Raw genomic sequence first — 24,495 nt, forward strand, 5'->3', positions numbered from 1 at the left:
CTGATGTATTCCGCAATCGCGAAAAACAAGCGCAACACCGTCGTCATTATGGTGTTCTTCTTGCTGATCATTGGCGGCTTGGGTTGGCTTGCTGGGTACATCTACAACGACATCACCATAACCGTGATGACCATCGTGATTGCCTCTGGATATGCCCTGTTCCAGTACTACCTGGCAGGGTCTCAGGCACTCTCTATCGCCGGAGCGATAGAGATTCAAAAAGCGGACAACCCGCGTTTGTATCGAATTGTGGAGAACCTTTGTATCGCCACAGGTACACCCATGCCCAAGATTTACATCATCAACGATCAGGCGCCCAATGCGTTTGCTACTGGTCGTGACCCTCAGCATGCTGCCGTCGCAGCAACGTCAGGTCTTCTTGATTTGATGGATGACGCAGAACTTGAAGGTGTGATGGCGCACGAACTCGGTCACGTTCGCAACTATGACATCCGTGTTTCCATGATCGTGTTTGGTCTGGTCGTGGCAGTGGGCTTCCTTTCCGACATGTTATTGCGCATGTCCTTCTTTGCCCCTCGGCGCGACTCCAACGGTGGTGGTAACCCCGTCATGTTGGTGCTGGGTTTGGCCGCCATGATTATTGCGCCACTAGTTGCAACGATGGTCCAACTAGCTATCTCTCGACAGCGAGAGTATCTGGCAGATGCTACAGGGGCATTAGCAACCAGGCACCCAGAGGCACTAGCTAGTGCACTCCAGAAACTTGCCGCTTATGGTCGCCCCCTGCAAAAACAAAACTCCAGCATGGCCCACATGTGGATTGCGGATCCAGTGAAGCCGGGCATTGTCGACCGCATGTTTGCCACCCACCCACCTATCGAAGATCGGGTTCAACGACTACACGAAATGGGCGGCAAGTTTTGAGCTTTAGAACTCTCCTCTAAACTTTGGATATGACCTCGAAGCCTATAGCTGGACCTAGCCTGTCCGAGTTCGAGGCCGCCCGCGCAACCGTGGGCAAAGTGGCGCAGTCCACTCCGATGGAAACTTCCCGCTATCTGAGCAAAGTGCTCGGCTCAGAGGTATTCCTCAAGTGTGAAAACCTCCAACGTACCGGTAGCTACAAGCTTCGCGGCGCATATAACCGTCTATCTCAGCTTTCTGCAGATGAGCGTGCCAAGGGTGTTATTGCTGCCTCTGCCGGTAACCATGCACAAGGTGTTGCTCTGGCAGCTCGCGAGCTCGGCATCAAGGCAACCATCTTCATGCCGCTGGGTGTTGCCTTGCCTAAGCTCGAGGCAACCCGTGAATACGGTGCCGAAGTTGTTCTGACTGGAAATATCTTCAACGAATCACTCAAGGCAGCCAAAGAATTTGCGGCTGAAACTGGCGGTATTTTTATTGCCCCCTTCGACCACCAAGATGTCATCATCGGTCAGGGAACCCTAGGTCTTGAGATCTTGGAAGAAGTCCCTGATGTGGACACCATCATCGTGCCCATCGGTGGCGGCGGACTCATCTCTGGTGTCGCCTCTGCGGTGAAGCAACAAGCTGCCACCCTCGGACGCACAATCAGAATCATTGGTGTTCAGGCCGAAAACGCGGCGGCTTACCCTCCCTCGTTGGAGGCGAAAGAACCCGTCACAGTCGACGTGCATCCCACCATCTGTGACGGTATTGCTGTTGCGCGTCCTGGAACGCTGAACTTCGAGATCATCAAGGACACTGTGGACGAGGTTGTTACCGTTTCAGATGATGACACTGCCCGTGCACTGGTCATGTTGCTCGAGCGAGCCAAGCTTGTTGTTGAACCTGCCGGTGCTGTCGGCGTTGCCGCCATCATGGCGAAGAAGATCAAGAAGACAGGGAAAACTGTCGCCATCCTCTCAGGTGGAAATATTGACCCACTGCTGTTGCAGCGCATCGTGGGTCACGGCTTGGCTGCCTCAGAACGTTATCTCAAGCTTCGAGTCATGCTTCCTGACCGTCCTGGTCAGTTAGCCCGCACGGCAGAGATTGTTTCCGAGCAGAACGCGAACGTTGTTGAGGTGCTGCACACCCGTCATGGTCGTGGCCTCCAGATCAGTGAGGTCGAACTCGAACTTCACATCGAGACTCGTGGCAAGGAACATCGCAAGCAGGTCATCAAGGCCCTGCGCGATGAGGGATTCAAAGTCCGCATCAGCGACGACATCTAACACTTAACGAATAAAGCCTCCCGACAAGGGAGGCTTTATGGTGTGGTTTGAGTTAGCCGGTGAACGTTTCCACGTTGATGACCTTAACCTCAATGTCTTTACCGTTAGGTGCAGTGAAGGTGGTCTTTTCGCCGACCTTGAGGCCCAAGATGGCAGCACCCATGGGGCTGCTCTCGCTGTAGACGGTGTAGTCGGTTCCGGCAGCAATTTCGCGGTTGCCGAGTAAGAACGTTGCTTCATCGCCGGCAATAGTGGCGGTAATGACTGTTCCGGTTTCGACAACACCAGAACTTTGGGGAGCTTCGCCTACCTTGACGTCCTTGAGCAGAGCAGTCAGGGTGCGAATGCGAGCTTCGATCTTGCCCTGCTCATCTTTAGCAGCGTGGTAGCCACCGTTTTCTTTGAGGTCACCCTCTTCGCGGGCAGCTTCAATACGCTTGGCAATCTCTTCACGACCGGTGGTGGACAGGGTGTCGAGTTCCGCCTTGAGGCGGTCATATGCCTCTTGGGTGAGCCATGTTTCTTTGATTTCTTCGCTAGCCATAGGGTTTAGCCTAGGTGAGCCAACATTGGTAAACCAAACCGGTTGTGGCGGGTTGGCTCGTGGTGATGGTCTCTTTAATATCGCGGATGCGCTGCTGCGAAGGGGGATAGATAAACACCTTCCAACCCACAATGGCAAAGCTGGTGTTGAGAGCCTGCACAGCACAGGCAACTTCATGTCCAGGAGTTGCCGTGAGCTCAAATTCCACGGTCACGCTTGTCTCGGTGAGGTCCTCAAACCCCAGATCGCGTGCGGAGGTCTGCGGGCCAAACCCCAGAGCATCAGTAAAGATGACCCAGCTCACGAGACCAACAATGATCACCGACGAAACAATGATGACACCGAGATTGCGGCGGATAGGTCCGCGGTCATCGCGTGATCGTCCGTAGCGATCTGCGAGGTTGTCTTCGGTACTCATGGAGCTCCTTGGTGGCCCGTCGTGACGGACGAATTCTCAGCTTCGCCCAGTACTCTATTTATAAGGCTATTAGCTTAAAAACCATTCGGAGGAACCGTGCTGTTTGCAGAAGAGACAATTGACCCACAGCTGGTCTCTCCTGGCGTGGTGGGATTCGTTGCCACAATCCTTGTCACCATTGCGACCGTGCTTCTTCTGATCGACATGGTTCGTCGCATGCGCCGAGTGAACATGCGCGCAGAGATCAACAAGAAGCTCGATGCTGAGCAGGCTGCTGACACCAGCGCAGCCGAGTCGAAGTAGTCACTTTCCCTCATGTCCAACCAGTTCGGAATGTATTCCGAGCAGTACACCAACGACTACTCGAAAGAACAAAATGAGCAGTTCACTGCTGCTTTTGATGCGATTACGCAGCAATTTGTTGCAGGCCTGAACGAGGGCGTGCCAGCAGACGCGGCATCCATCCAGGATGCTGTGCGTCAGCATTACGAGTTTTGCTCTCAGTTTTGGAAGCCCACTCGAGAGGCCTACAAGAGCCTCGCTTTGAGTTACATCATGCCTTCGCCCTATCGGGACACCTACGAAGGGATAGCCAAGGGCTTAGGGAAGTATCACTACGACGCGATTGTCATCTGGGCAGATAAGAACCTTTAGGCGTTGTAAGCAGGGTGCATGGCAATGAGCAAAATTGCCGTCCAGTGGCACATAAACGCGATAACCGTGAGTGTGTGGAAGATTTCATGGAAACCAAACACACCTGGAATGGGGTTGGGTTTCTTCATTCCGTAAATCACTGCTCCGGCGGTGTAGGCCAAACCACCTACGATAACCAGCACCATCATGGCGATGTTTGCTTGGAAGAGATCAACCACGTACATCATGGCTGCCCAACCGAGCAGGATGTACAAAGCTACATACAGCCACCGCGGGGCATGCACCCAAAACACTCGGAAGAAAATGCCCAACAGCGCACCGCTCCACACCATCACCAACAGGAGAACACCCTTGCTGGGTGGGAGAGCCAACACTGCCAAAGGCGTGTAGGTACCGGCAATAAGTAAGAAAATGTTGGCGTGATCAAAACGTTTGAGCATCACCTTGGTCTTAGGTTTCCAGTTGATGCGGTGATACAGCGCCGAGATGCCAAAAAGCAGCAGTGAGGTGGTCATGAAGACCGCAGAACTCCACTTAGCTGCGGGACCATCAGCCAGAACAATGAGCACAACTCCGGCTGCGATAGCCAAGGGGAAAGTGCCGGTGTGAATCCATCCACGCCACGAGGGCTTCACCTCCACGTGGGGGTGAGACTCGGCATCCTCGATTAGCGGCAAGCTCATTTAAACAGCGTACGCCAGTTTTATTGTGCGCAAGCTGGGCGTAACACTGCTCACCAACGCCTAACCTTCGGTAAAGTCATGGACGTGATGTCGCGCGCGAATAAGACAGGTCCGCTCTATGGCCTGTATCAAAAACGCCTGCGTCGGGGGCTCAACAAGGACAATCTTCCACACCACATTGGAATGATTGTTGATGGCAACCGTCGCTGGGCCAGAGAGCGCTTCTTGGAAAACCCTTCTCACGGCCACCGCGCAGGCGCTCAGAAAGTTCCTGAGTTCCTGGTCTGGTGTGATGATCTAGGCATCAGCATGGTCACACTGTATTTGCTCTCCACCGATAACCTCACCGGGCGCGATAAGTCTGAACTCACCGAGTTGTACAACATCATTGCGGAGCTTGCCGAAGGGCTATCTCACTTCCGTAACTGGAAAATCAATCACGTGGGCAAAGACGATGTACTTCCTCCAGAGTTGTTAGCAACACTGCTGGATGCAGAAGAGCGAACCAAAAACAACACTGGTCTCCACGTAAACCTTGCCATCGGATATGGCGGCCGTGCCGAGATTGCCGATGCCGTGCGAAGCATCATCTCTGAGCACCAAGCACACGGTGGCAATCTCGATGACTTGGCCGACAAGCTCACACCAGAACTGATCAGCGACCACCTCTATACCGGTGGACTACCTGACCCCGATCTCGTCATTAGGACATCTGGAGAACAGCGGCTTTCTGACTTTATGCTCTGGCAAAGTGCCCACTCCGAGTTCTATTTCGTGGAAGCCCTCTACCCAGATTTACGCGAAGTGGACTTCTTGCGAGCCATGCGTGACTACTCACGCAGAGAGCGTCGTTTCGGCGGATAAAGCCTCTGTGATGACATCCCGATGACACTTAGATGAACATCGGGCGTGTCGCCACGAAAGTCGGTGGCGAGGGTCGTACTTTCATGACATGAGCCCACAAAGTAGTGGCGCTAAGACTGGTCAATCCGGTCAGCGCCAGAAGTCCACTTCCTCATCCACAACCGAGCGTGTCTATGTCATAGATACCTCGGTTTTGTTGTCTGACCCCCAGGCACTGTTCCGCTTCGCGGAGCATGCCGTGGTCATCCCGGTGGTGGTGATTAGTGAGCTGGAAAAGAAACGTCACGATCCCGAGATCGGTTACTTCGCTCGTCAGGCGTTGCGCATTCTTGATGACTTACGCATTAAGCACGAACGTTTAGATTTCCCCATCCCCATCGGGGAGGGTGGTTCGCTCCGAGTCGAACTCAACCACTCCAACCAGGCAGTGCTTCCATCTGGATTGCAGCTGGGAGACAACGACAGTCGCATCCTGGCTGTGGCCATGAACCTCGCCAACGATGGTCTCAATGTCACCGTGGTCTCCAAAGATCTCCCCATGCGTGTCAAGGCTTCTTCTATCGGCATGAACGCTGAGGAATACCGTGCCGAGCTCGCCGTAGACAGCGGTTGGATGGGGCATGAGGAGATCGACCTCAGCGCTGACGACATGGCCATCTTGTATGAAGATGAGGTGCTGCGCACCAGCGCTGTCAAAGACACCCCCATCAACACAGGCCTCATTATTCACTCAGACCGTGGCTCAGCTCTGGGCCGCGTGGTGCATAAAGGTGAGATTGCTCTGGTGCGTGGAGACCGTGACATCTTTGGTCTTCACGGCCGTTCGGCAGAACAGCGTCTGGCGATCGACATGCTGCTCGACCCCAGCATGGGAATCATCTCACTGGGCGGCTCTGCCGGTACTGGAAAGTCGGCGCTGGCATTGTGTGCCGGGCTTGAGGCCGTTCTCGAGCGTCAGCAGCACAAGAAGATCATCGTCTTCCGCCCGCTTTACGCAGTCGGTGGTCAAGAGCTGGGCTACCTCCCAGGAGATAAAGAAGAAAAGATGAACCCCTGGGGTCAGGCAATCTTTGACACCTTGGGCGCGCTTGTCTCTGACAACGTCATGAATGAGGTTGTCGATCGCGGAATCCTCGAGGTTCTGCCACTGACTCACATCCGTGGTCGCTCACTCCACGATGCGTTCGTCATCGTGGATGAGGCGCAGTCTCTCGAGCGCAACGTTCTGCTCACAGTGCTTAGCCGTATTGGCCAAAACTCTCGAGTAGTTCTCACGCATGACGTGGCTCAGCGAGACAACCTGCGAGTGGGTCGCCACGATGGCATCGCCAGCGTGATTGAAAGCCTCAAGGGACAGCCACTCTTCGGTCACATCACCCTGACCCGTTCCGAGCGCTCTGCTATTGCGGCGCTCGTCACCGACCTCCTGGAACGCCAGGAAGTCCTCTAGACGCCACGCGAATAGCTGGGGAGGAGAGTACTCGTCGTCAGCTCACCCGCGGACTGTGGATAGCCCTCGCACTGCGAGGGCTATCTGCATTAGCGTGAGCACATGACGTTGTGGCAAATCATTCCACTGGCCTATCTGGCGGTCGTGACCATTCCACTGGTGCGCATTGATTGGCGCACTCACCGACTTCCTAATGCCTGGGTGATGCCGGGCTATGCAGCAATAGCAATTGCCTGGATCGGCGTCTGGATCAGCACGGGGGAGTATCCACTCATTCCTGCCATTTCTGCGGCAGGCTATTTCGGATTCCTTCTCATCTTCAGCTACGGCGGAGGAATGGGTATGGGGGATGTGAAGCTTGCTGGTGTTCTCGGCGGTGCTGCCGGGTTGATTGGAGCACCCACGGCCATTCTGTCTCCAGTTTTTGCATTTATCTTTGGAGGCCTTGCCTCACTTGTTGTGTTGATTCTCACTTTGCTGAGGAGAAAAGATCTTCCCTTCTCTCAAGCTTGGGCGGTGACGAAAGAAACCCGGATTCCATTTGGACCCTTCATGTTCCTGGGGTTCTGGGTTGCGATGGCGCTTACCGCATTGTTTGCGAGCTGAGTAAAGTGGGGCTATGGCCGTCCCACAGATTTACACCGTCTCAGATACTGCTGCTGAAGAACTAGCCTCAGCCGACAACGTTTTATTTCTCGGCAATGCCCTCGGCACTGATATTCATTTGTGGGAGAGAGCGATGCCTGCTCTCTCAGCGCACTATTCCATCGTGCGCTTTGATATGCCAGGGCACGGAAAATCACCTGTCCCCACCGATTCCTACACTCTTGAAGAAGTCGCAGATGCCGTCATTGCTTCGGCAGACAAACTCGGAATTCAGCGTTTCGACTTTGCCGGGGTCTCGGTTGCTGGGGCCGTAGCTCTCGAGATTGCTCACAAATACCCTGACCGCATCAAGCACTCAGTCGTTGTGTGTTCTGCTCCCTATATGGGTGGCCATGAGGGGTGGAGTGAGCGTATTGCTCAGGTCGAAGCGCAAGGAACAGCCTCGCTCGTTCCTGCACTGCCTGCGCGCTGGTTCTCTGATGATTTCATCACCAAAGATCCTGGTGCGGTGAAAGCTCTCTTGGATATGGTCGCCTCGACCGATGACACCAGTTACATCAAAACGTGTGAAGCACTCGGAGCTTTTGATGCCCGCGGTTATCTGGCAGACATTCGTGTGCCCATTTTGGTGATCTCGGGAGAGATCGATCCTGGTTCTCCACCCGCAGCAGGGACAATAATTGCGGAAACCGTGCCCGGTGCTCAGCAGGTCATTATTGCCGGTGCATCACACCAGGCAGTTGTCGAAGCACCTCTCGAGGTTGCCAAGGCAATGACGACCTTTTTGTCCAAGTAGTCTTTATCTATGATTTCTGCAGAAATATCGCGCTCATGGCTGCTGGTTAACGGGGCAAAAACCGAAGAGTTTGACGTTGCTGCTTCATCTAAAGCAGACCAGATTGTTCTCGATATTGAAGACGCGGTAGACCCTTCGCAGAAGAACGTTGCCCGCGATGAAGTGGCAAAGTGGCTTGAAACGAAGCAAGCCTGGGTTCGCATTAACGACCGTGCATCAGATTTCTGGTCAGACGACATTGACCAGCTTCGGGACGTACCCGGTTTATTGGGTGTCATGCTCGCGAAAACCGAAGACGGCTCACACGTCACTGAAACTTTCGATCGCCTCGGTGGCAAGACCCGTGTGCTTGCCCTCGTAGAATCCGCATTAGGTATTGAAGAAGCTCGTGAGATTGCCTGCGCTCGCGGAGCCTTCCGTCTCGCCTTTGGCAGTGGTGACTACCGTCGCGACACCGGAACCAGCGTGGAAGATATCGCCATGGCCTATCCTCGCTCGCGCCTGGTTGTGGCAAGTCGTATTGGAAACCTTCCTGGCCCCATCGATGGCCCCACGGTGGGATCCAGCTATGGAATTCTGCGTGAGAAGTCAGAGCACGCTGTTGCATTGGGAATGACCGGAAAACTGTGTTTGCACCACGACCAAATTCCGGTCATCAACGAAGCAATCAGCCCCACCCAATCCGATGTGGCGTGGGCAAGATCATTCCTTGCAGACTTCGAAGCGCGTGGACGTGTTGTCCGCGACGGTAGTGACCTGCCACGTTTGGGCCGTGCTGAAAAGATTGAGAAGTTGGCTGTTGCCTTCGGCATCAACCCTTCTTAGTGCGTGTTTGAGTTTTTCTTTGAGCTGAGCTTGACATAGAGCCCTAACAACCGGGGCACAATGACATAGACCGCGAGCGGAACCACAATCAGCGTCAAAACGAATGCCTTAAATACTGGGTGGGTATTTCCCAGTGCGGGAATCAGAAAGGTTATTCCCAGCGCAACAAGAGGGAAAATCGTTAACCACGTAATGAAAGCGCGGACGTGAATTGAAACCTGTTGTGTTGGATGAGCCATACCTCTCACGTTAGGGCAATTCATAAACTTCTCTCAGCCCACTCATAAGTTCGCTCGATACAGTGAGAGCACATCCCCCTTATTGGAGTAATCATGGCCGCGTCCACCCCAGAAACTTTTGACCCTGCTCAAGAGCCGAAGTCGTCCAAAGCAAAGACCGCTGCTTCCGCCTTGAAGCCTGCTGTGCAGCCCAGTGCCGCCGTCGCATCCTACCCGGGCCAGACTTTGGGAATAGTTGCTCTGGTGTTTGCTTTCTTTATGCCGCTTCCTGCGCTAGCGCTGGGAATCATCGCCTGGGTGTGGTCCAACAAGGCGGGTAAGAATAATGTTTTGGCGAAGGTTGCTGTCTTTGTCAGCGGCGCCCTTACCATCATCGGAATCTTCCTCTTGGGTATGTGGGTCGCATTTACCGCGGCGGTCTTCAGCGGGCCATTTGGGCCAGCGTATCCAGCGGGAGAAGTTCACATTTCAGGTGGCGGCGGTCACATGATGTTCGACGGTGACATGATGCACGAATTCGACCAATTGGAAGGGGAGATGAAGCACATGCTTCCTGCCCCGGGAGACCTGCCTCAACTTGAAGCACCACAAAGCAACTAGTTCTACCAGTGAGCGCGATGCCCCCGGTCAATCCGGGGGCATCTGTGTTCACTCCGCTAACTCCCCGTGAGGGGATTGCGTTGGGTAACATGACCATGAGGCACTCAACGAGGTGGTGATGGTGGCACACAACAAAGCTGAAACAGCTGAATCCAGCAGTGTCACCTCGCGTGCACTGTCGGTGCTCTCTGCTTTTGAGAATTCTCCTGGCGCACTCTCTGTTGCCCGCATTTCTCAGCGCTCTGGTTTGCCCCTGTCCACCACCTACCGTCTCGTGCACGAGCTTGAAGAGTGGGGCGGTCTGGATAAGACCTCCGATGGTAAATATCAGGTGGGAATGCGCATCTGGGAGTTGGGCCAGTTAGCTGGTCGTCGTTTACGCGACCGTGCTCACCCTTTCTTGCAGGATCTTTTTGATCTCACTCACGAGAACGTACACATGGCTGTGCGCGAGGGAACCCAGACGCTCTATACCGACAAGATTTATGGCTCCCGCAAAGTTCCCCTCATTTCACGCGTGGGCGGCAGGCTGCCCCTGCATGCCACGGCCGTAGGCCGTGTGCTGTTGGCAGCCCAACCTGAATGGTTTATCGAGGCCTATTTCGAGCGTGAATTGGAAACTCCCACACCGAAAACGGTGGTCGACCCTGAGATTCTTCGTGCCGAAATAGATGAGGTACAGCGCACCGGGTATTCCATCACGATTGAGCAAATGCGTGTGGGGCAGTTCTCTCTGGCGCTGCCGGTCATTGTTGAAGGCCAGACCATCGCTGCGGTGGGTATGGTGCTCGATAAGGCAAAGATTGGTGAGGTGCGCCGCTTGATGCCGTTGATGCGAGGAACGGTCGAAAGCATACAATCTTCGATGTCTGGCCGAACAATTCGCTAACTATTTTCCTACCTTTTCCGCGTATTTACGGGGGTGAGGAAAATTCTTTCAATGTCATTCTCATTCAGTGAGAAACATGTCTATCTGTTTACCTCCGACAGGTCGACTATGTAAATAAGCAGTTCAAGGAGGAACGCACATGGGTGCAACCACATACCACGGATACGAGCCCTTCGACATGAAGGATCCCTTCCCCGCTTATGCTGAGCTTCGCCGTGAAGAGCCCGTGATGTATGACGACCGCATCGGATACTACGTTGTCTCACGTTATGACGACGTGAAAGCAGTTTTCGAGGACTGGGAGAGCTTCTCCTCTGAGAACGCTCAGGCTCCTGTTCGCCCTATGGGTGCACCTGCCAAAAAGATCATGGAAGAAGGCGGCTTCACCGCCTACTCCGGATTATCCGCTCGCATTCCGCCAGAGCACACCCGTATTCGCTCCATCGCCTCCAAGGCGTTCACTCCTCGCCGCTACAAAGTTCTCGAACCAGCTATTCGCGAAAACGTCGACATCATGATTGACAAGATGCTCGCCGCGGGAGAACCCGGAGACATTCTCAGCGACATCGCCAACGACCTGCCCACAATCACCATCCTGACCTTGTTTGGTGTTCCCATTTCTCGCATTCCTGAAATCAAGAAGTGGTCGGGTAGCCGTGCCTTAATGACGTGGGCAGAGCTCACCGATGAAGAACAGATTCCTCACGCACACAACCTCGTTGAGTATTGGAACTTCTGCCAGGAAGTTGTGGCCAACAACAAGGCAAACCCCGGACAAGACAACCTCGCTGCAGACCTGTTGAAGCTTCAGGCTGAGGGCAACGACATCTCTGACCACGAAATTGCATCCCTGCTGTACTCGATGCTCTTCGCTGGCCACGAAACCACCACCACCTTGATCTCAAACTCACTGCGCATGTTGCTGTCGAACCCTGAGACCTATCAAGCTCTCGTGGAAGACCCCGAGAAGATTCCAGGCGCCATTGACGAGGTGCTGCGCATGGCAGGAAGCATTGTGGCTTGGCGTCGCAAGGCAACCCGCGATGCAGAAATCGCCGGAGTCAAGATTCCTGAAGGATCTGGTGTTCTTCTGCTCATGGGCTCGGCAAACCGCGATGCCAGCGTGTTTGAGAACCCCGATGTATTCGACATCGGCCGCGAAAATGCCCGTAACCACATGTCTTTCGGTTACGGAATCCACTTCTGCCTCGGAAACCTCCTTGCGAAACTGCAGGGCAAGGTTGCTTTGGAAGAAATCACCAAGAAAATTCCAACCCTGCGACTGATGCCAGGAGCAGACATTAACTTCATCGAAAACCTCTCCTTCCGGGTACCAACGTCGGTACCAGTTGAGTGGACCAAGTAAAGGAAAACCATGGGAAAGTACACCTTCGCTTTTGACAGCACAGAAACTCCAGAACACGACCGTCTAGGCGGCAAGTGCACCAGCCTGGCCATCATGACCAGCGCAGGTATGCCTGTCCCTCCCGGGTTCGCCGTGACCACTGACGCATTTGATGCAGTGATGAACCAGACCACACTGCGCGATCACATTGTGAAACACCTCGAAGGCCTTGACCCCAACGATGTGACTGACGTAGACACCCGGGCAGCTCACATCCGCGAACTGATCATGACCCAGGAAGTTCCTGCTGATGTGCGCGATGAAACCATCGCTGCTTACAAGAAGCTCATGGACTTGTGTGGTGGCGAAGTACCTGTCGCCGTACGCTCCAGTGCTACCGCTGAAGATCTGCCTGACGCAAGCTTCGCTGGACAGCAGGACACCTACCTCTGGATTATTGGCCAAGAGGCTGTCATGCAGAAGATTCGTGAATGCTGGGCATCGCTGTACACCGCGCGTGCAATCACCTACCGCATGGCAAACAACATCCCCGATGAGGGTCTGTCAATGGCTGTTGCTGTTCAGAAGATGGTCAACTCTCGCACTTCCGGTGTAGCCATGACCATTGACCCCAGCAACGGTGACAAGTCCAAGATTGTTGTCGACTCCAGCTGGGGCCTGGGCGAGATGGTTGTCTCTGGTGAAGTCACCCCAGATAACTTCCTTATCGACAAAGTCATGATGCACATCATCAACCGCACCATTTCAGACAAGCACGAAGAACTCGTGCCTTCAGGTCACGGCACCGTGATTCGCAAGGAAGTCGACGCTGAGCGTCGCAACAGCCCCAGCCTCAGCGATGAAGAGCTGATTCAGGTCGCAACTTTGGCTAAGGCTGCGCACAAACACTACGGAACAGTTCAGGACATTGAGTGGGCCATCGACGCCGACCTTCCTGCAGGTTCCAACGTTCTCCTTCTGCAAAGCCGCCCCGAAACGGTGTGGTCGCAGAAGAAGCAGGAAGTGAAAATCACTTCCACCGGTTCCGGTATTGAAGCGATCACAAAGTCGCTGATGGCCCAAATCGGAGACCGCAAGTAAAGCCCCACAACAACGGCAACACCTGCACCACAACCCTGTAACACCAGTCTCGACGATGAGAAAGGCACCACCACATGTTCGGAAAGAAGGCAAAAGCAATGACGCCTAGCGCTGCTCGTAAGAGCTTTGTCTCGCCTTATGACCTGCCAGCGCCCAAGGGCGCTGAAGGTTGGCAAGACCTCTACCCATACAACCTTGTATTCCAGGAGAACCTGAAAGACAAGGAAAACGCGAAGTTCTGGTTCTGCGACTCGCAGCACTGGCCCAACGTGTTCAAGCCATTTGAGACCGTCGGTGTGGAATTCGCCGTACGTTGCCTCGGTGCGTACAACACCCGCCACTACATCATCCCTCCAGCAAACGGTATTGAATTCCGTATTCACAACGGTTTCTGCTACATGAGCCCCGTTGCAGTTGCACCTGAGCTCATCGGTGACCGTGTACCTCACTTCATGGAGCGTGCAGGCTACTACTTCCAGAACTGGAACACCCTGCTCGAAAACTGGAAGAAGAAGGTTCTTGCAACCATCGAAGAGATGGATGCCATCAACTTCGAAGCTCTTCCAGACATGGTTGACATTGAGGTCATCACCAGCGGTGCTGGTATTGACCCCACCGCCAAGATGATGGCTGACTACGACCGTCTGATCCAGCTGGCATACAAGAACTGGGAGCACCACTTCGAGTTCCTGAACCTCGGTTACGTTGCCTACCTGGACTTCTTCGGCTTCTGCAAGGAATCCTTCCCCGGCATCCCCGACTTAGCTATCGCCAAGATGGTGATGGGTGTGGACTCGGTTCTCTTCCGTCCTGATGACGAGCTCAAGGATCTCGCTGAGCTCGCTGTCAAGCACAACCTCACCGCTGTTTTCGCAAAGAACAACGACGCTGCAGCTACTCTGGCTGAGCTCGAAGGCTCTGCAGATGGCAAGAAGTGGATTGCTGCGTGGGAGAAGGCTCAGGAGCCTTGGTTCAACTACACCAGCGGAAACGGTTTCTACGGTTCCGACATTTACTGGCGTGACAACCTAGACCTGCCTATGGGCTACATCCAGGACTATGTTGTTCGTGCTGCAAAGGGCGAACAGCTTCACCGCCCCAAGGATGAGCTCATTGCAGAGCGCGACCGCATCACCAGCGAATACGCTGAACTTCTCGATGGCGAAGCCCTCGAGACCTTCAACGGCAAGCTCGGTCTTGCACGCACTGTGTACCCCTATGTAGAAGACCACAACTTCTACATTGAGCACTGGACCATGGGCGTCTTCTGGCGCAAGGTTCGTCAGCTGTCTCGTCTGCTTCACAGCTACGGCTTCTGGACCGAACCAGATGACCTGCTCTACCTGACCCGCGACGAAGTACGTCCCGTACTGTTCGACCTCGCAACCGGTTGGGGTGTTGGCGCAGACTGCATCGCACCTACCTACTGGCCAGCTGAGATCGAGCGTCGTCGCAAGATCGTAGATGCTCTGATGACTGCACGCCCCGAGCCTGCATTCAACGAGCCTCCTGCAGAAATCAACGAGCCATTCACCATCATGCTCTGGGGTATCACCACCGAGCAGGTTCAGCAGTGGCTTGGCGCTGAAGAGGGCGACCCCAACCAGCTCAAGGGTATGGCAGCATCCCCTGGTGTTGTTGAGGGTAAGGCTCGCGTCATCATGGGACCTGAGCAGCTCGATGAGCTCCAGCAGGGTGAAATCCTTGTTGCACCAGTAACCGCACCGAGCTGGGGACCTGTCTTCGGCAAGATCAGCGCAACTGTGACCGACATCGGTGGAATGATGAGCCACGCGGCTATCGTTTGCCGTGAGTACGGCCTTCCCGCCGTTACCGGTACCGGTTCTGCTTCCACCAAGATCAAGACCGGTATGAAGCTTCGAGTCGATGGCTCGAACGGTACCGTCGAGATCATTGGCTAAGTAAGCAGCCACTAAGGAATAAACCATGTCGTCCCCATCCCACTCACCAGTTGTCAATCACCTGGGCCGCGATGTCACCGGAAAAATTCCGGACGCATCTCGAGTCCCCGGGATGATTGAAATGAACGAGCGGGATGGGGCGATTTGGTCCCTGGCGAAGGATTTCCTTCGCACACGCGATAACGATGCGCACAGCCTGTATGCATATTCGATCGCCCAAGCTCTGCTCTCACAAATTCCTGAAGCCGATGAAAACATCGTGCTTCCCGCAATTCTTTTGCACGACACTGGCTGGTCAACGGTGGATGAGCGCCTCGCCCTCGAAGCTATTGCTCCCGGAGCCGATGGTTCCCTCGATCACCTCATCATTCAGCATGAGAAAGAGGGTGCACGCATTGCTCGTGAAATCCTCGAGCAGGTTGGTGTCCCCGAGGAGGACATCGTCCAGATTGTGGACATCATTGATGGCCACGACACCCGCCTTGTAGCGATGAGCACAAACGACGCCGTCGTGAAAGACTCCGACAAGGTCTGGCGCGTCACCCCACACGGTCGCCGTGTCGTGATGGACTGGTTTGGCATTGATGCCGAGCAGTCGCTGCGGTTGTGTGCCTACCGCGCATATAACGAACTTTTTACTGACCAAGCCAAAGCCATGTCCAGGGTTCTCGTCACCACAGCGTGCATGGACTATATGGATGAACTGGCTAATACGTACACCCGAGAGGACCTCGCCTAATGGCCACAGATCAATTTGAGGGCAAAGTTGTCATCGTCACCGGTGCAGCTGGCGGCCTCGGTCGCGCATTTGCGCAGGGTTTTGCTGCCGAGGGTGCACAGCTTGTTGTGGCTGATATTGACCTCGCTGGTGTGGAAGAAACTGCAGCGATGCTGACCGCCTCTGGCGCAGCAGCAATCGCTGTCAAGGTAGATGTCACCAACAAAGAATCCACCGATGCCCTCGCTCAGGCAGCCATCGATGCTTTTGGTCGCATTGATGTGCTCATCAACAACGCGGCCATCTATGCAACATTGACCCGCAAGCCTTTTACCGAGATTGACCCCGCTGAATGGGATCGCGTCATGAACGTGAACGTCAAGGGCGCGTGGCTGTGTTCGGCCTCGGTATATCCACGGATGACACAACCAGGTGGCCGCATTGTGAACATTGCCTCCGCCACCGTCTTCAGTGGCTCACCTTTATGGATGCACTATGTCGCATCTAAGGGTGCCGTGATTGGTATGACCCGCGTCATGGCACGAGAGGTTGGACCCCAGGGTGTCACCGTTAACGCCATTGCACCCGGCTTTACGCTCACCGAAGCAAGCCTCAGCCTGATGGAAGACGCTGAAACCTATGGTGTTGACCGCGGAGCGATCAAGCGTGCCAGCCAGCCTGAAGACATTGTGGGAACCGCAATTTTCCTCGCCGGCGAACAGTCCGGATACATCACCGGTCAGACCCTCGTGGTCGATGGCGGCAAACAATTTATCTAAGAACTCGTACGACAGAAAGAGACAACAGGAGTTAGACATGCCTCACGTAACCTACATTTCCCCCGACGGAACCGAGACCACCCTCGAAGCCCGAGACGGTGACTCCGTGATGGAGATCGCTGTCAAGAACGGTGTCAAAGGCATCGTCGCAGAGTGCGGTGGCGCATGCTCATGTGCAACCTGCCACGTCTACGTCGATGACGCATTCGTAGATGCTGTCGGTGAAGTTTCCGACCTCGAGGACGACATGCTCGATGGTGCTGAGTCTGAACGCCTTCCTGTTTCCCGCCTGTCTTGCCAGATCAAGATGTGTGCAGACCTCGACGGTCTCAAAGTCCGGATCGCCCCTAAGCAGTAATCATCATGAAAGAAAAGATTCTCATCATCGGTGCCGGCCAAGCCGGCATGCAAATAGCCTCGTCGCTGCGCGACGAAGGCTATGCCGGTGATGTCACCATCGTGGGCGAGGAAGCATATGCTCCCTATCAACGCCCACCGCTGTCAAAGGCCTATCTGGCCGGCGAGATGGATGAGGAATCTTTAGAGTTCCGAAACGAACACTTCTATGTTGAGAACAACATTGGCGTGGTGACTGGCGAGCAGATCGAGCATGTTGAGTTTGGTCCCAACGGGGGAGTAGCCACCGGTCGCTCAGGTAAAACCTACGCATTCGACAAGCTTGCTCTCACCACTGGTGCAGATCCGCGCAAGCTAAAAGTCGACGGAGCAGATCTTGACGGGGTGCTGTACATGCGCCACCTCGACGATGCCAAAGAGCTCAAAAAGCGCTGGGATTCCATTACGCACGTCGTTGTTCTCGGCGGAGGCTTTATTGGTCTCGAGGTTGCTGCCGTTGCGCAAAAGCATGGAAAGAACGTCACCGTGCTGCAATCCGGTAGCAGGCTCATGGGCCGTGCAGTCTCACCTATCGTGAGTGACTTTTATAAAGCAGCCCATGAAAAACGTGGCACAACCGTCACTCTCAATGCTCAGGTGTCTCACCTTGTTGGCGAAAACGGCATGGTAACCGGAGTGCAACTGGCTGACGGTTCTGTCGTTCCAGCAGACATCGTCATGGTGGGTATTGGCGTTACCGCACGCGGTGAACTGGCCGACCAGCTGGCACTCGAGATGGAAGATGGCGTCATCGTTGTCAATGAATACGCCGAAACTTCCAACCCCAATGTTGTTGCAGCCGGCGATGCAGTAATTTTGCCTCACCCTCTTGGCCACGAAGGTCAGGTTCGACTCGAATCTGTTCAGAATGCTGTTGATCAAGCCAAGGTTGCAGCGAAAACCCTCATGGGAATTCGCGAGCCATACCGCGCTGTTCCCTGGTTCTGGTCCGATCAAGCAGATCTCAAACTCCAGATTGCAGGCTTGTCTTCTGGATATGACCAGACCGTTATTCGCGGCGATATGGCCGCGGAAAAGTTCTCCGTTCTGTATTACAAGAACGGTTCCCTGTTGGCTATCGACGCTGTCAATGACGTCAGCGACTACATGGCCGTTCGCCGCGCACTCACTGCAAGAGCAAACATTCCTGCAGAAGCGGCAGCAGACTCCACCATTGCACTCAAAACGCTCATCACGGGCGGGGAAGCGTAAAGAAAATGACGATGGAATACACGCATGTCCTTGGAGACATCCCGACCCTCGCTAATGGGGCAAGCCCCCGCGGTCAATGGGAAAACCTTGATGCAGTATGGGTGGCAGTTCGCCCCTACCTGCGCACTCGTGCTAACGACATTCACCTGCCACTGTCGTTCAACTTTGCTGAGCTACTCCTGGACCACCACCCTGAGGCAGATTCACTAGTGACTCGTCTTGCGATACTTCTGCACGACACGGGCTGGGCTCGTGTGGATGAAGATCGAATTATCTCTGAGGGTTTCCGTAGTGAGAATGCCATGCAGTCCGATGTTCGTGTTCTGCACGAGATCGAGGGTTGCAACATTGCCCGTGAAGTCCTGCCTCCCCTCGGATATAGCGAAGAAGTTGTCGAAGCTGTCTGCAAGATCATTGACGGCCACGACACTGACCCCAACCATGACGGCATCGAAGATGCCATCATGCGTGATGCTGACCGCCTTTGGCGTTTCCAGCCCACAGGTATGGCCTTCTCTGCACTGTGGTTTGGTAAGACACCACAGGAGATTCGCCTCCGTCTGGAAGACACCATCTACGGCCAGCTCATCACTCCCGAGGCGCGCGCCATCGCAGAAGTAGAACTTGCTCGTTCCATCGAACTGCTCAAACTCGACGTTATTCAGTAAGGACATCATGACCACGCTCCAGGAATACCACGACGATAACTTCATCAACGGAGATTGGGTTAAGTCCCTCTCTTCCACGAAGATCGAAGTTGTCGATCCTTCCACTGAGGAAGTATGGGGAGCTGTTCCTGCCTCAACCGTTGAAGACATTGACCGTGCTGTTCAGTCAGCGCACAATGCTTTCCGAGGCTCAGGATGGAGCGATATTGGTGCTCCCGCACGTGCAGAGATGATGATTCGTCTTGCCGAGGAGTTTGAAGCACGCGCTGAGCGCCTAGCCATGATCATTACGAGTGAAAACGGCACTGGCATCACCGAAACACGTCAGGCTGCAGGTCACGCCGGCAAGCTCCTGCGCTACTACGCCGGCCTTGCCGACTATGTCGACCAGGTTGATGAGCGTCCTTTCCCCGGCGTTTCTGACCAGTTCACCGAAGTTGTTCGCCAGCCTCGTGGTGTTGCTGCCTTGATAGCACCTTGGAACTTCCCTGTTGCTCTCGTGATGGTCAAACTTGCTCCCGCACTCATTGCCGGCTGCACAGTGGTCATCAAGCCTGCATCAGAAACCCCTTTGGATCTGCGCATCCTGATGGAAGCAGCTCAGGCTGCAGGTATTCCTGAGGGTGTGCTCAACCTCATCACCTGCAGTCGTGATGTTGTTGGTGCCCTGGTAGAACACCCGCTCGTGGCCAAGGTTGCTTTCACCGGTTCCACAGGCGTCGGACGCCTGCTCGCTGAGCAGTGCGGACGCCTACTTCGCCCGGTCACTCTTGAACTTGGTGGAAAGTCAGCAAGCATCGTGCTTCCTGATGCCAACTTGGACTACTTCGCCTCCATGCTCAACCGCACGTGTCTGCGTAATACTGGCCAGACCTGCTACAACTCGACTCGTATTCTTGCGCCACGGTCGATGTATAACGAGGTTGTCGATGCTGTTGCAACCGTCGTGGGAAACACCATCATTGGGGACCCTTTCGACCCTGCGACTGTGTATGGACCTTCTGCTTCAAAGAAGCAGGCAGCCACTGTTGCTGACTACATCCGCATCGGGCAGGAAGAAGGCGCTCGAGTTGCTGTGGGTGGTTCGGGAATGCCGGAGGGCATCACTCGTGGCTACTACAACAAGCCCACCGTCTTTGCTGATGTGAACAACCAGATGCGTGTGGCCCGTGAAGAGATTTTTGGCCCCGTGCTCGTTGTCATTCCTTACGAGGATGAAAATGACGCCGTGAGCATCGCCAACGATTCGCCGTTTGGTTTGGGTGGCTCTATCTTCACTGAGGACCCCGAGCACGGCGCTGCACTAGCTCGCCGCATTGAATCAGGTTCTGTGGGTATCAACTTCTACGGATCTAACCTTGCTGCCCCATTTGGTGGCTGGAAAGATTCAGGAATTGGTATGGAATATGGCCCCGAGGCCATCGGCGCCTACACGCGCATGAAGTCCATCCACCGCAAGCGCTAAGAACGGGTCACTGCCACTGAATGTCCAGTGGGTCTAGCTTGGACGCAAACTTTCTTAGGTGACGCTCCAGGACGTCTTTGACAATGACAAGGGTGTCTTGGTCGTGGGCGCGAGCTTCAAGTACGAGAACACCGCTGCCGGGTAACACTTTGCCTTCACCATCGCGGATCAGGAGTTCCCATCCTTGACTTGTTTCCGTCATGGGGCACTTGTGAGACAGATGTGAGGCAAGTTGTTTGCCATATCTTTCAGGGCGCTCAATAACAACCTCTGCGCGTTCAACAAGTTCGAAGCTCATGTGCTCATTATCCAGTGTTAAGGTGAAAATGTTCGAGGCCCCCTTACTGCTGGTCCGGGGGCCTCGAAGTTTTGTGTGGTTATGAACGCCAGTCGTCAGCGTCGTAATCCCAGCCCACATAACCCTCAGCGATAAAGGTCTGTCCTGCCAGAGACTCGGTGTGTGAGTAGAGGTCTGCAACTTGACGGTTCTTATCGAACTCGGTTGCATCCGGTGCGATGTGCAGCATGGTGGTCATCATGTAGGAGTAGTTGGCGGCCTTCCAAATGCGCTTGAGGGCGTCTTCTTGGTACGTGTCCAAGTACTTTTCAGAACCTGAGCGGTAGTACTCACGCAGTGCTCGGTTGAGCCACAGCACATCACTAAAGGCGAGGTTGAGGCCCTTGGCTCCGGTGGGAGGAACGGTGTGTGCGGCATCACCCATCAAGAAGACCTTGTTCTTGCGCAGGCTGTCGTGGACGTAGCTGCGGAACTTGAGTACGTCCTTGCGGAAAATAGGTCCGCGCTTGAGTTCGTGGGTCGCCACACCAGCTTGGAGCTTGTCCCAGATCTGCTCATCGTTGACGGCATTGACATCCATGTTGGGGTCGCACTGGAAATACATGCGCTGGATGTGTTCGTCACGGGTGGAGATGAGTACGAAGCCTTCTTCGGAGCGGCTGTAGATGAGTTCTTCAGAGCTGGGTGGTGCTTCCACGAGGATTCCATACCAACCGAAGGGGTATTCACGAGCCATACCGCTGAACTTGTTGCCGGTGACATATTCGCGGGCGATGCTCATCGAACCGTCAGCACCGATAACAAAATCCGCTGAGATTTCGAATGCTTCACCGGTGGCAGTCTTGCCCACAATCATGGGGCCGTTGGGGCCGTCAACTACTTTGTCGGCGAGGTGCTCAAACAGGGGAGAGACACCTGCGTTGACGCGGGCCTTGATTTGGTCCTTGAGTACTTCGTGTTGGGGATAGAGATAAACGCCCTTGCCGGTGAGCGCGGGGAAATCAAAGCGGTGAGCGTGGCCGTCAAAGTGGAACTCGATGCCATCGTGACGCATGGTTTCAACATGCTCACGTGAGACAACGTCGGTGTCGACGAGAACCTCAACGGCAGGGGATTCAAGAATTCCTGCCTTGACAGTTCCTTCAATGTCTTCGCGGCTGCGGCCGTCGATCACTACCGAATCGATGCCGGCGCGCTGGAGGAGGTGTGCAAGCTGGAGTCCTGCGGGGCCAGCGCCCAAAATGCCTACCTGGGTGCGAATACTTGTGGTCATCTTTGAGCCTTTACTTCTTCAGGGGAAACATCTGTGTCTATTCAGGCCTGTTCGCCACAGTGAAACAAGGATAAAGTTTCATGAGATGGAATTTTCAGAAGGGACAACCTGATGAGCCCTGCACGGGTTGAAAGTGGTGCACCCACAGCGCTGCTGGAGCGAGCCATGGAAATACTTGGATGCTTTGACTCCAAGCACAGCGCCCTCACCCTGACGCAGATCGCAGAGATTACGAAGCTTCCCATGTCGACCTGTCACAGGATTGTGGGCACACTCGAACAAGGTGGCTTCCTGAGCAAGGGTGGCGATCGTCGTTTCCGGGTAGGGACCAAGCTCTGGACCATTGCCCAGCATGCGCCATTGAGCGAACGTTTACGTGAAAGCGCACTTCCCACCCTGGCTCGACTCTATGAAGAGACGGGGGAGAACGTCACGCTTGCCGTTCTCGACCGCGGGCAGGCTCTCTATGTTGACCGTCTGGTTGGTGAGCGCAGTATCCCCACCATCAGTCGAGCCGGCGGCCACCTTCCGCTGCACACAACGGGTGTGGGCAAAGTATTGCTTGCCTATCAATCCGAGAAAGCTATTGAGCAATATCTGTCTCAACCACTTCCTAAGCCCACCCCACAATCCATTACTAACCCGGAAGCCCTGCGAAAAGACCTGGCTGAAGTTCGCAAGAACGGCTACTCGATCACTCGTCAAGAAATGACGCGTGGAAGTGGCTCTATCGCTGTTCCCATCGTGCGCAAGGAGAAGTGTGTTGCCGCAGTTGGCGTGATTGTTCACCTCAATAGGCTCGACATCAATCGTTTGGTTTCCACCCTGAAAGATGCGGCAGCTTCCATCGCTGCTGAACTCGAGGGTCACTAAACCGCTGAGGTTCCATGTCATGAGCGCCTTGTCTGCAATTGTGTATAACTGATAGCATTTGCTATATGTCATCCGTTTCATCATTTGAGCAACTGCAGGCTGAAGCCCGCGCTGCGGATCTGCTCTATGCCAGATCACGAAAGATGTTGGTGGATGCCGTTCGCGCGGGAGTCAAGGCTGGGCTGAGCCAGCGAGACATCGCAGCTGCCGTAGGTAGGAGCCAACCAGAGGTTTCGAGACTGGTTCGGTTTCAAGGCCAGACCCCCCTCGGTAAAAAACTTCGTCAGCACCGCAGTGAAGTCATCAAGATTGCCAAATCTCACGGCGCTCGAGATCTCAAAGTCTTTGGCAGTGTGGTGACGGGCAAGGATCATGAAGGCTCAGATATTGACCTGTTAGCAACTTTCGACCCCAGTGTTGACCTTTTCGATATGGTTCGCCTGGAGTTCGCACTCGGCGAATTGCTAGGAGTTGAAGTAGATGTTGTTCCAGAGAAGTCGCTCAGACCGTTCCTTAGAGACAGAGTCCTCAGTGAGGCAGTACCACTGTGAGTAGAACCGATGAAGAACTAGTCCTCGATGTGCTTGACCACATTCAAATTCTGAAATCACACCTCACAAGGACTTATCTGGAGCAAGTCATCATTGTTGATGCGGTCAATATGCGGCTTTCGGCCGCAATTGAATCGCTTGCTCAAACCTCTCCCGAATTCCGGGCACAGTATTTCGCAGAAGAGTGGAAACTGATGAAAGCCACCAGGAATCGAATTTCACATGGCTATTCCTTCGTGGATCAGTCAATAATTCAACAGACCGTTGTTAATCGTTTGCCGGGTTTAGAACAACAACTTCGTACTGCACTAGTTGAGCTCTCAACCTAGGCTGTAGTTATGAGTGAAACGACAGGCACGCGTACCGTCACTGGTCGCGCGCTCGCCGTCCTCGACACCTTCGATGCCAAGCATCGACGTCAGTCACTAGCTTCCATAGCCAGGCGCGCTGACCTTCCCCTGACGACAACCCACCGTCTCGTTCACGAGTTGGAGAAGCAGGACGCCCTAGTTCGTGGTTCCGACGGGGATTATGAAATCGGAAGCAAAATCTGGCGATTAGGAATGCTTGCTTCGGTTCACGCAGATCTGCGTGAAGTCGCGCTTCCCTACATGGAAGATGTGTATCAACTCGGCAGTGATGCGGTTCAAATAGCAGTGCTTGATGGTTTCCGCTGTTTGATTGTGGACCGTATTGCTGGCTCGCGAAGCCTGGAAGTCATGAGTAAGCCTGGTTCCAGGCTTCCTCTTCACGCCACGGGGGTGGGCAAAGTTCTTCTTGCACACGGAGGCTCAGAACTGCAGCATGCAGTGTTCAACTCTCTGGATAAGTTCACGGATCAAACCATCACTGATCCGGGTTTATTGGATTCCCAACTCAAATCGATTCGCACTCAAGGCTTCGCGTGGACGCGTGAAGAACTCGCGGAGGGAGCAATCTCCATTGCTGTGCCCTTGCGCGGCAAGGGCGGCAACGTGATTGCGGCGCTGGGAATTGTGGCTCCCAGTGATGGACGCGACTTGGGCAAAATGGTGCCGGTCATGCAGGTCACCGGTGCCGCTCTGTCGCAAAAACTAGTTGAGGCAGGTCTGGGCGAGACGGTTCGCCCTCAATCCGAGCTAAATTAGCCTTCCACTATCCGGAAGACTCCTTGGATTTCTGCGCCAC

Annotated in this window: 30 protein-coding genes; 24 read left to right on the forward strand and 6 right to left on the reverse strand. The window is 54.5% G+C overall.

The window, feature by feature from the left end:
* Nucleotides 1-3: 3 nt before the first annotated feature.
* Nucleotides 4-885: a M48 family metalloprotease gene (locus tag AINA4_RS01880; RefSeq protein WP_281787274.1), complete on the forward strand. Its 882-nt coding sequence runs from the start codon at nt 4-6 to the stop codon at nt 883-885.
* 29 nt (nt 886-914) lie between these two features.
* The gene (ilvA, locus tag AINA4_RS01885) at nt 915-2,159 is read left to right on the forward strand and encodes a threonine ammonia-lyase (protein WP_281787275.1); all 1,245 of its coding nucleotides are present in this window, start codon (nt 915-917) and stop codon (nt 2,157-2,159) included.
* 52 nt (nt 2,160-2,211) lie between these two features.
* Here ilvA and greA read toward each other — a convergent pair whose 3' ends face one another.
* Nucleotides 2,212-2,703, reverse strand: a complete 492-nt coding sequence (greA, locus tag AINA4_RS01890; protein ID WP_281787276.1) for a transcription elongation factor GreA — start codon at nt 2,701-2,703, stop codon at nt 2,212-2,214.
* A gap of 10 nt (nt 2,704-2,713) precedes the next feature.
* Nucleotides 2,714-3,121, reverse strand: a complete 408-nt coding sequence (locus AINA4_RS01895) for a DUF4307 domain-containing protein (RefSeq protein ID WP_281787277.1) — start codon at nt 3,119-3,121, stop codon at nt 2,714-2,716.
* A gap of 96 nt (nt 3,122-3,217) precedes the next feature.
* On the opposite strand from AINA4_RS01895, the gene AINA4_RS01900 reads away from it, so the two are divergent.
* The gene (locus AINA4_RS01900) at nt 3,218-3,424 is read left to right on the forward strand and encodes a hypothetical protein (RefSeq protein WP_096381996.1); all 207 of its coding nucleotides are present in this window, start codon (nt 3,218-3,220) and stop codon (nt 3,422-3,424) included.
* Between the two features lie 12 nt (nt 3,425-3,436).
* On the forward strand, nt 3,437-3,775 hold the full coding sequence (locus AINA4_RS01905) for a TipAS antibiotic-recognition domain-containing protein (protein ID WP_281787278.1): 339 nt from the start codon (nt 3,437-3,439) through the stop codon (nt 3,773-3,775).
* Here the strand turns inward: AINA4_RS01905 and AINA4_RS01910 are convergent.
* The gene (locus AINA4_RS01910) at nt 3,772-4,458 is read right to left on the reverse strand and encodes a hemolysin III family protein (protein ID WP_281787279.1); all 687 of its coding nucleotides are present in this window, start codon (nt 4,456-4,458) and stop codon (nt 3,772-3,774) included. The two genes, AINA4_RS01905 and AINA4_RS01910, sit on opposite strands and share 4 nt — an antisense overlap.
* A gap of 87 nt (nt 4,459-4,545) precedes the next feature.
* On the opposite strand from AINA4_RS01910, the gene AINA4_RS01915 reads away from it, so the two are divergent.
* The 5 genes from AINA4_RS01915 to AINA4_RS01935 all read left to right on the forward strand — a co-directional run bounded on the left by AINA4_RS01915 (nt 4,546) and on the right by AINA4_RS01935 (nt 8,999).
* Entirely contained in the window at nt 4,546-5,322 is a 777-nt protein-coding gene (locus AINA4_RS01915; RefSeq protein ID WP_281787627.1) for an isoprenyl transferase, read from the forward strand.
* Between the two features lie 88 nt (nt 5,323-5,410).
* Nucleotides 5,411-6,772 carry a PhoH family protein gene (locus AINA4_RS01920; RefSeq protein WP_096381988.1) on the forward strand — a complete coding sequence of 454 codons (1,362 nt, stop codon included), beginning with the start codon at nt 5,411-5,413 and terminating at the stop codon, nt 6,770-6,772.
* A gap of 102 nt (nt 6,773-6,874) precedes the next feature.
* Entirely contained in the window at nt 6,875-7,378 is a 504-nt protein-coding gene (locus AINA4_RS01925) for a prepilin peptidase (protein WP_281787280.1), read from the forward strand.
* A 13-nt stretch (nt 7,379-7,391) separates the two neighbouring features.
* A complete protein-coding gene (locus AINA4_RS01930; protein WP_281787281.1) occupies nt 7,392-8,174 on the forward strand; it encodes an alpha/beta fold hydrolase in 783 nt (260 codons plus the stop codon).
* A gap of 9 nt (nt 8,175-8,183) precedes the next feature.
* A complete protein-coding gene (locus tag AINA4_RS01935; RefSeq protein ID WP_281787282.1) occupies nt 8,184-8,999 on the forward strand; it encodes a CoA ester lyase in 816 nt (271 codons plus the stop codon).
* On the opposite strand, the gene AINA4_RS01940 is transcribed toward AINA4_RS01935, so the two are convergent.
* A complete protein-coding gene (locus tag AINA4_RS01940; protein WP_281787283.1) occupies nt 8,996-9,238 on the reverse strand; it encodes a hypothetical protein in 243 nt (80 codons plus the stop codon). The two genes, AINA4_RS01935 and AINA4_RS01940, sit on opposite strands and share 4 nt — an antisense overlap.
* 93 nt (nt 9,239-9,331) lie before the next feature.
* Here AINA4_RS01940 and AINA4_RS01945 point away from each other — a divergent pair, with 93 nt between their 5' ends.
* The 11 genes from AINA4_RS01945 (at nt 9,332) to AINA4_RS01995 (ending at nt 20,333) form a co-directional block, all read left to right on the forward strand.
* Nucleotides 9,332-9,838, forward strand: coding sequence for a hypothetical protein (locus AINA4_RS01945; protein WP_281787284.1), 507 nt, complete (start codon nt 9,332-9,334; stop codon nt 9,836-9,838).
* 121 nt (nt 9,839-9,959) lie between these two features.
* The gene (locus tag AINA4_RS01950; RefSeq protein WP_197702051.1) at nt 9,960-10,727 is read left to right on the forward strand and encodes an IclR family transcriptional regulator; all 768 of its coding nucleotides are present in this window, start codon (nt 9,960-9,962) and stop codon (nt 10,725-10,727) included.
* Between the two features lie 139 nt (nt 10,728-10,866).
* Nucleotides 10,867-12,093, forward strand: a complete 1,227-nt coding sequence (locus AINA4_RS01955) for a cytochrome P450 (RefSeq protein WP_281787285.1) — start codon at nt 10,867-10,869, stop codon at nt 12,091-12,093.
* A gap of 9 nt (nt 12,094-12,102) precedes the next feature.
* Nucleotides 12,103-13,173 (forward strand): PEP/pyruvate-binding domain-containing protein, encoded by a 1,071-nt coding sequence (locus AINA4_RS01960; protein ID WP_096381970.1) that lies wholly within the window; start codon nt 12,103-12,105, stop codon nt 13,171-13,173.
* A 74-nt stretch (nt 13,174-13,247) separates the two neighbouring features.
* Nucleotides 13,248-15,095: a PEP-utilizing enzyme gene (locus AINA4_RS01965; protein WP_281787286.1), complete on the forward strand. Its 1,848-nt coding sequence runs from the start codon at nt 13,248-13,250 to the stop codon at nt 15,093-15,095.
* Nucleotides 15,096-15,120: 25 nt separating this feature from the next.
* On the forward strand, nt 15,121-15,834 hold the full coding sequence (locus tag AINA4_RS01970; protein WP_281787287.1) for an HD domain-containing protein: 714 nt from the start codon (nt 15,121-15,123) through the stop codon (nt 15,832-15,834).
* On the forward strand, nt 15,834-16,592 hold the full coding sequence (locus tag AINA4_RS01975; protein ID WP_096381965.1) for a 3-oxoacyl-ACP reductase family protein: 759 nt from the start codon (nt 15,834-15,836) through the stop codon (nt 16,590-16,592). Before AINA4_RS01970 ends, AINA4_RS01975 begins: the two co-directional genes overlap by 1 nt.
* A 37-nt stretch (nt 16,593-16,629) precedes the next feature.
* Nucleotides 16,630-16,950 carry a 2Fe-2S iron-sulfur cluster-binding protein gene (locus AINA4_RS01980; RefSeq protein WP_096381963.1) on the forward strand — a complete coding sequence of 107 codons (321 nt, stop codon included), beginning with the start codon at nt 16,630-16,632 and terminating at the stop codon, nt 16,948-16,950.
* Between the two features lie 5 nt (nt 16,951-16,955).
* Complete coding sequence (locus tag AINA4_RS01985; RefSeq protein WP_281787288.1) at nt 16,956-18,200, forward strand: FAD-dependent oxidoreductase; 1,245 nt, start codon at nt 16,956-16,958, stop codon at nt 18,198-18,200.
* Between the two features lie 11 nt (nt 18,201-18,211).
* Nucleotides 18,212-18,868, forward strand: coding sequence for an HD domain-containing protein (locus tag AINA4_RS01990; protein ID WP_281787289.1), 657 nt, complete (start codon nt 18,212-18,214; stop codon nt 18,866-18,868).
* Nucleotides 18,869-18,875: 7 nt separating this feature from the next.
* On the forward strand, nt 18,876-20,333 hold the full coding sequence (locus tag AINA4_RS01995) for an aldehyde dehydrogenase (protein ID WP_281787290.1): 1,458 nt from the start codon (nt 18,876-18,878) through the stop codon (nt 20,331-20,333).
* A gap of 7 nt (nt 20,334-20,340) precedes the next feature.
* Here AINA4_RS01995 and AINA4_RS02000 read toward each other — a convergent pair whose 3' ends face one another.
* Together AINA4_RS02000 and AINA4_RS02005 are read right to left on the reverse strand one after the other, a co-directional pair.
* Complete coding sequence (locus AINA4_RS02000) at nt 20,341-20,631, reverse strand: DUF2218 domain-containing protein (protein WP_281787291.1); 291 nt, start codon at nt 20,629-20,631, stop codon at nt 20,341-20,343.
* A gap of 79 nt (nt 20,632-20,710) precedes the next feature.
* Nucleotides 20,711-21,904 (reverse strand): 4-hydroxybenzoate 3-monooxygenase, encoded by a 1,194-nt coding sequence (locus AINA4_RS02005; RefSeq protein ID WP_281787292.1) that lies wholly within the window; start codon nt 21,902-21,904, stop codon nt 20,711-20,713.
* A gap of 111 nt (nt 21,905-22,015) precedes the next feature.
* Between AINA4_RS02005 and AINA4_RS02010 the strand changes: the two genes are divergently transcribed.
* The 4 genes from AINA4_RS02010 (at nt 22,016) to AINA4_RS02025 (ending at nt 24,455) form a co-directional block, all read left to right on the forward strand.
* Nucleotides 22,016-22,777, forward strand: a complete 762-nt coding sequence (locus AINA4_RS02010) for an IclR family transcriptional regulator (RefSeq protein WP_281787293.1) — start codon at nt 22,016-22,018, stop codon at nt 22,775-22,777.
* A gap of 65 nt (nt 22,778-22,842) precedes the next feature.
* Nucleotides 22,843-23,328: a nucleotidyltransferase family protein gene (locus tag AINA4_RS02015; RefSeq protein WP_280799184.1), complete on the forward strand. Its 486-nt coding sequence runs from the start codon at nt 22,843-22,845 to the stop codon at nt 23,326-23,328.
* A complete protein-coding gene (locus AINA4_RS02020) occupies nt 23,325-23,657 on the forward strand; it encodes a HepT-like ribonuclease domain-containing protein (RefSeq protein WP_281787294.1) in 333 nt (110 codons plus the stop codon). The genes AINA4_RS02015 and AINA4_RS02020 overlap by 4 nt, the downstream gene beginning before the upstream one ends.
* Before the next feature lie 9 nt (nt 23,658-23,666).
* Nucleotides 23,667-24,455, forward strand: coding sequence for an IclR family transcriptional regulator (locus tag AINA4_RS02025; RefSeq protein WP_281787295.1), 789 nt, complete (start codon nt 23,667-23,669; stop codon nt 24,453-24,455).
* The last annotated feature ends 40 nt before the right edge of the window (nt 24,456-24,495 follow it).

The organism is Aurantimicrobium sp. INA4, from assembly GCF_027924525.1.
Lineage (GTDB): Bacteria > Actinomycetota > Actinomycetes > Actinomycetales > Microbacteriaceae > Aurantimicrobium.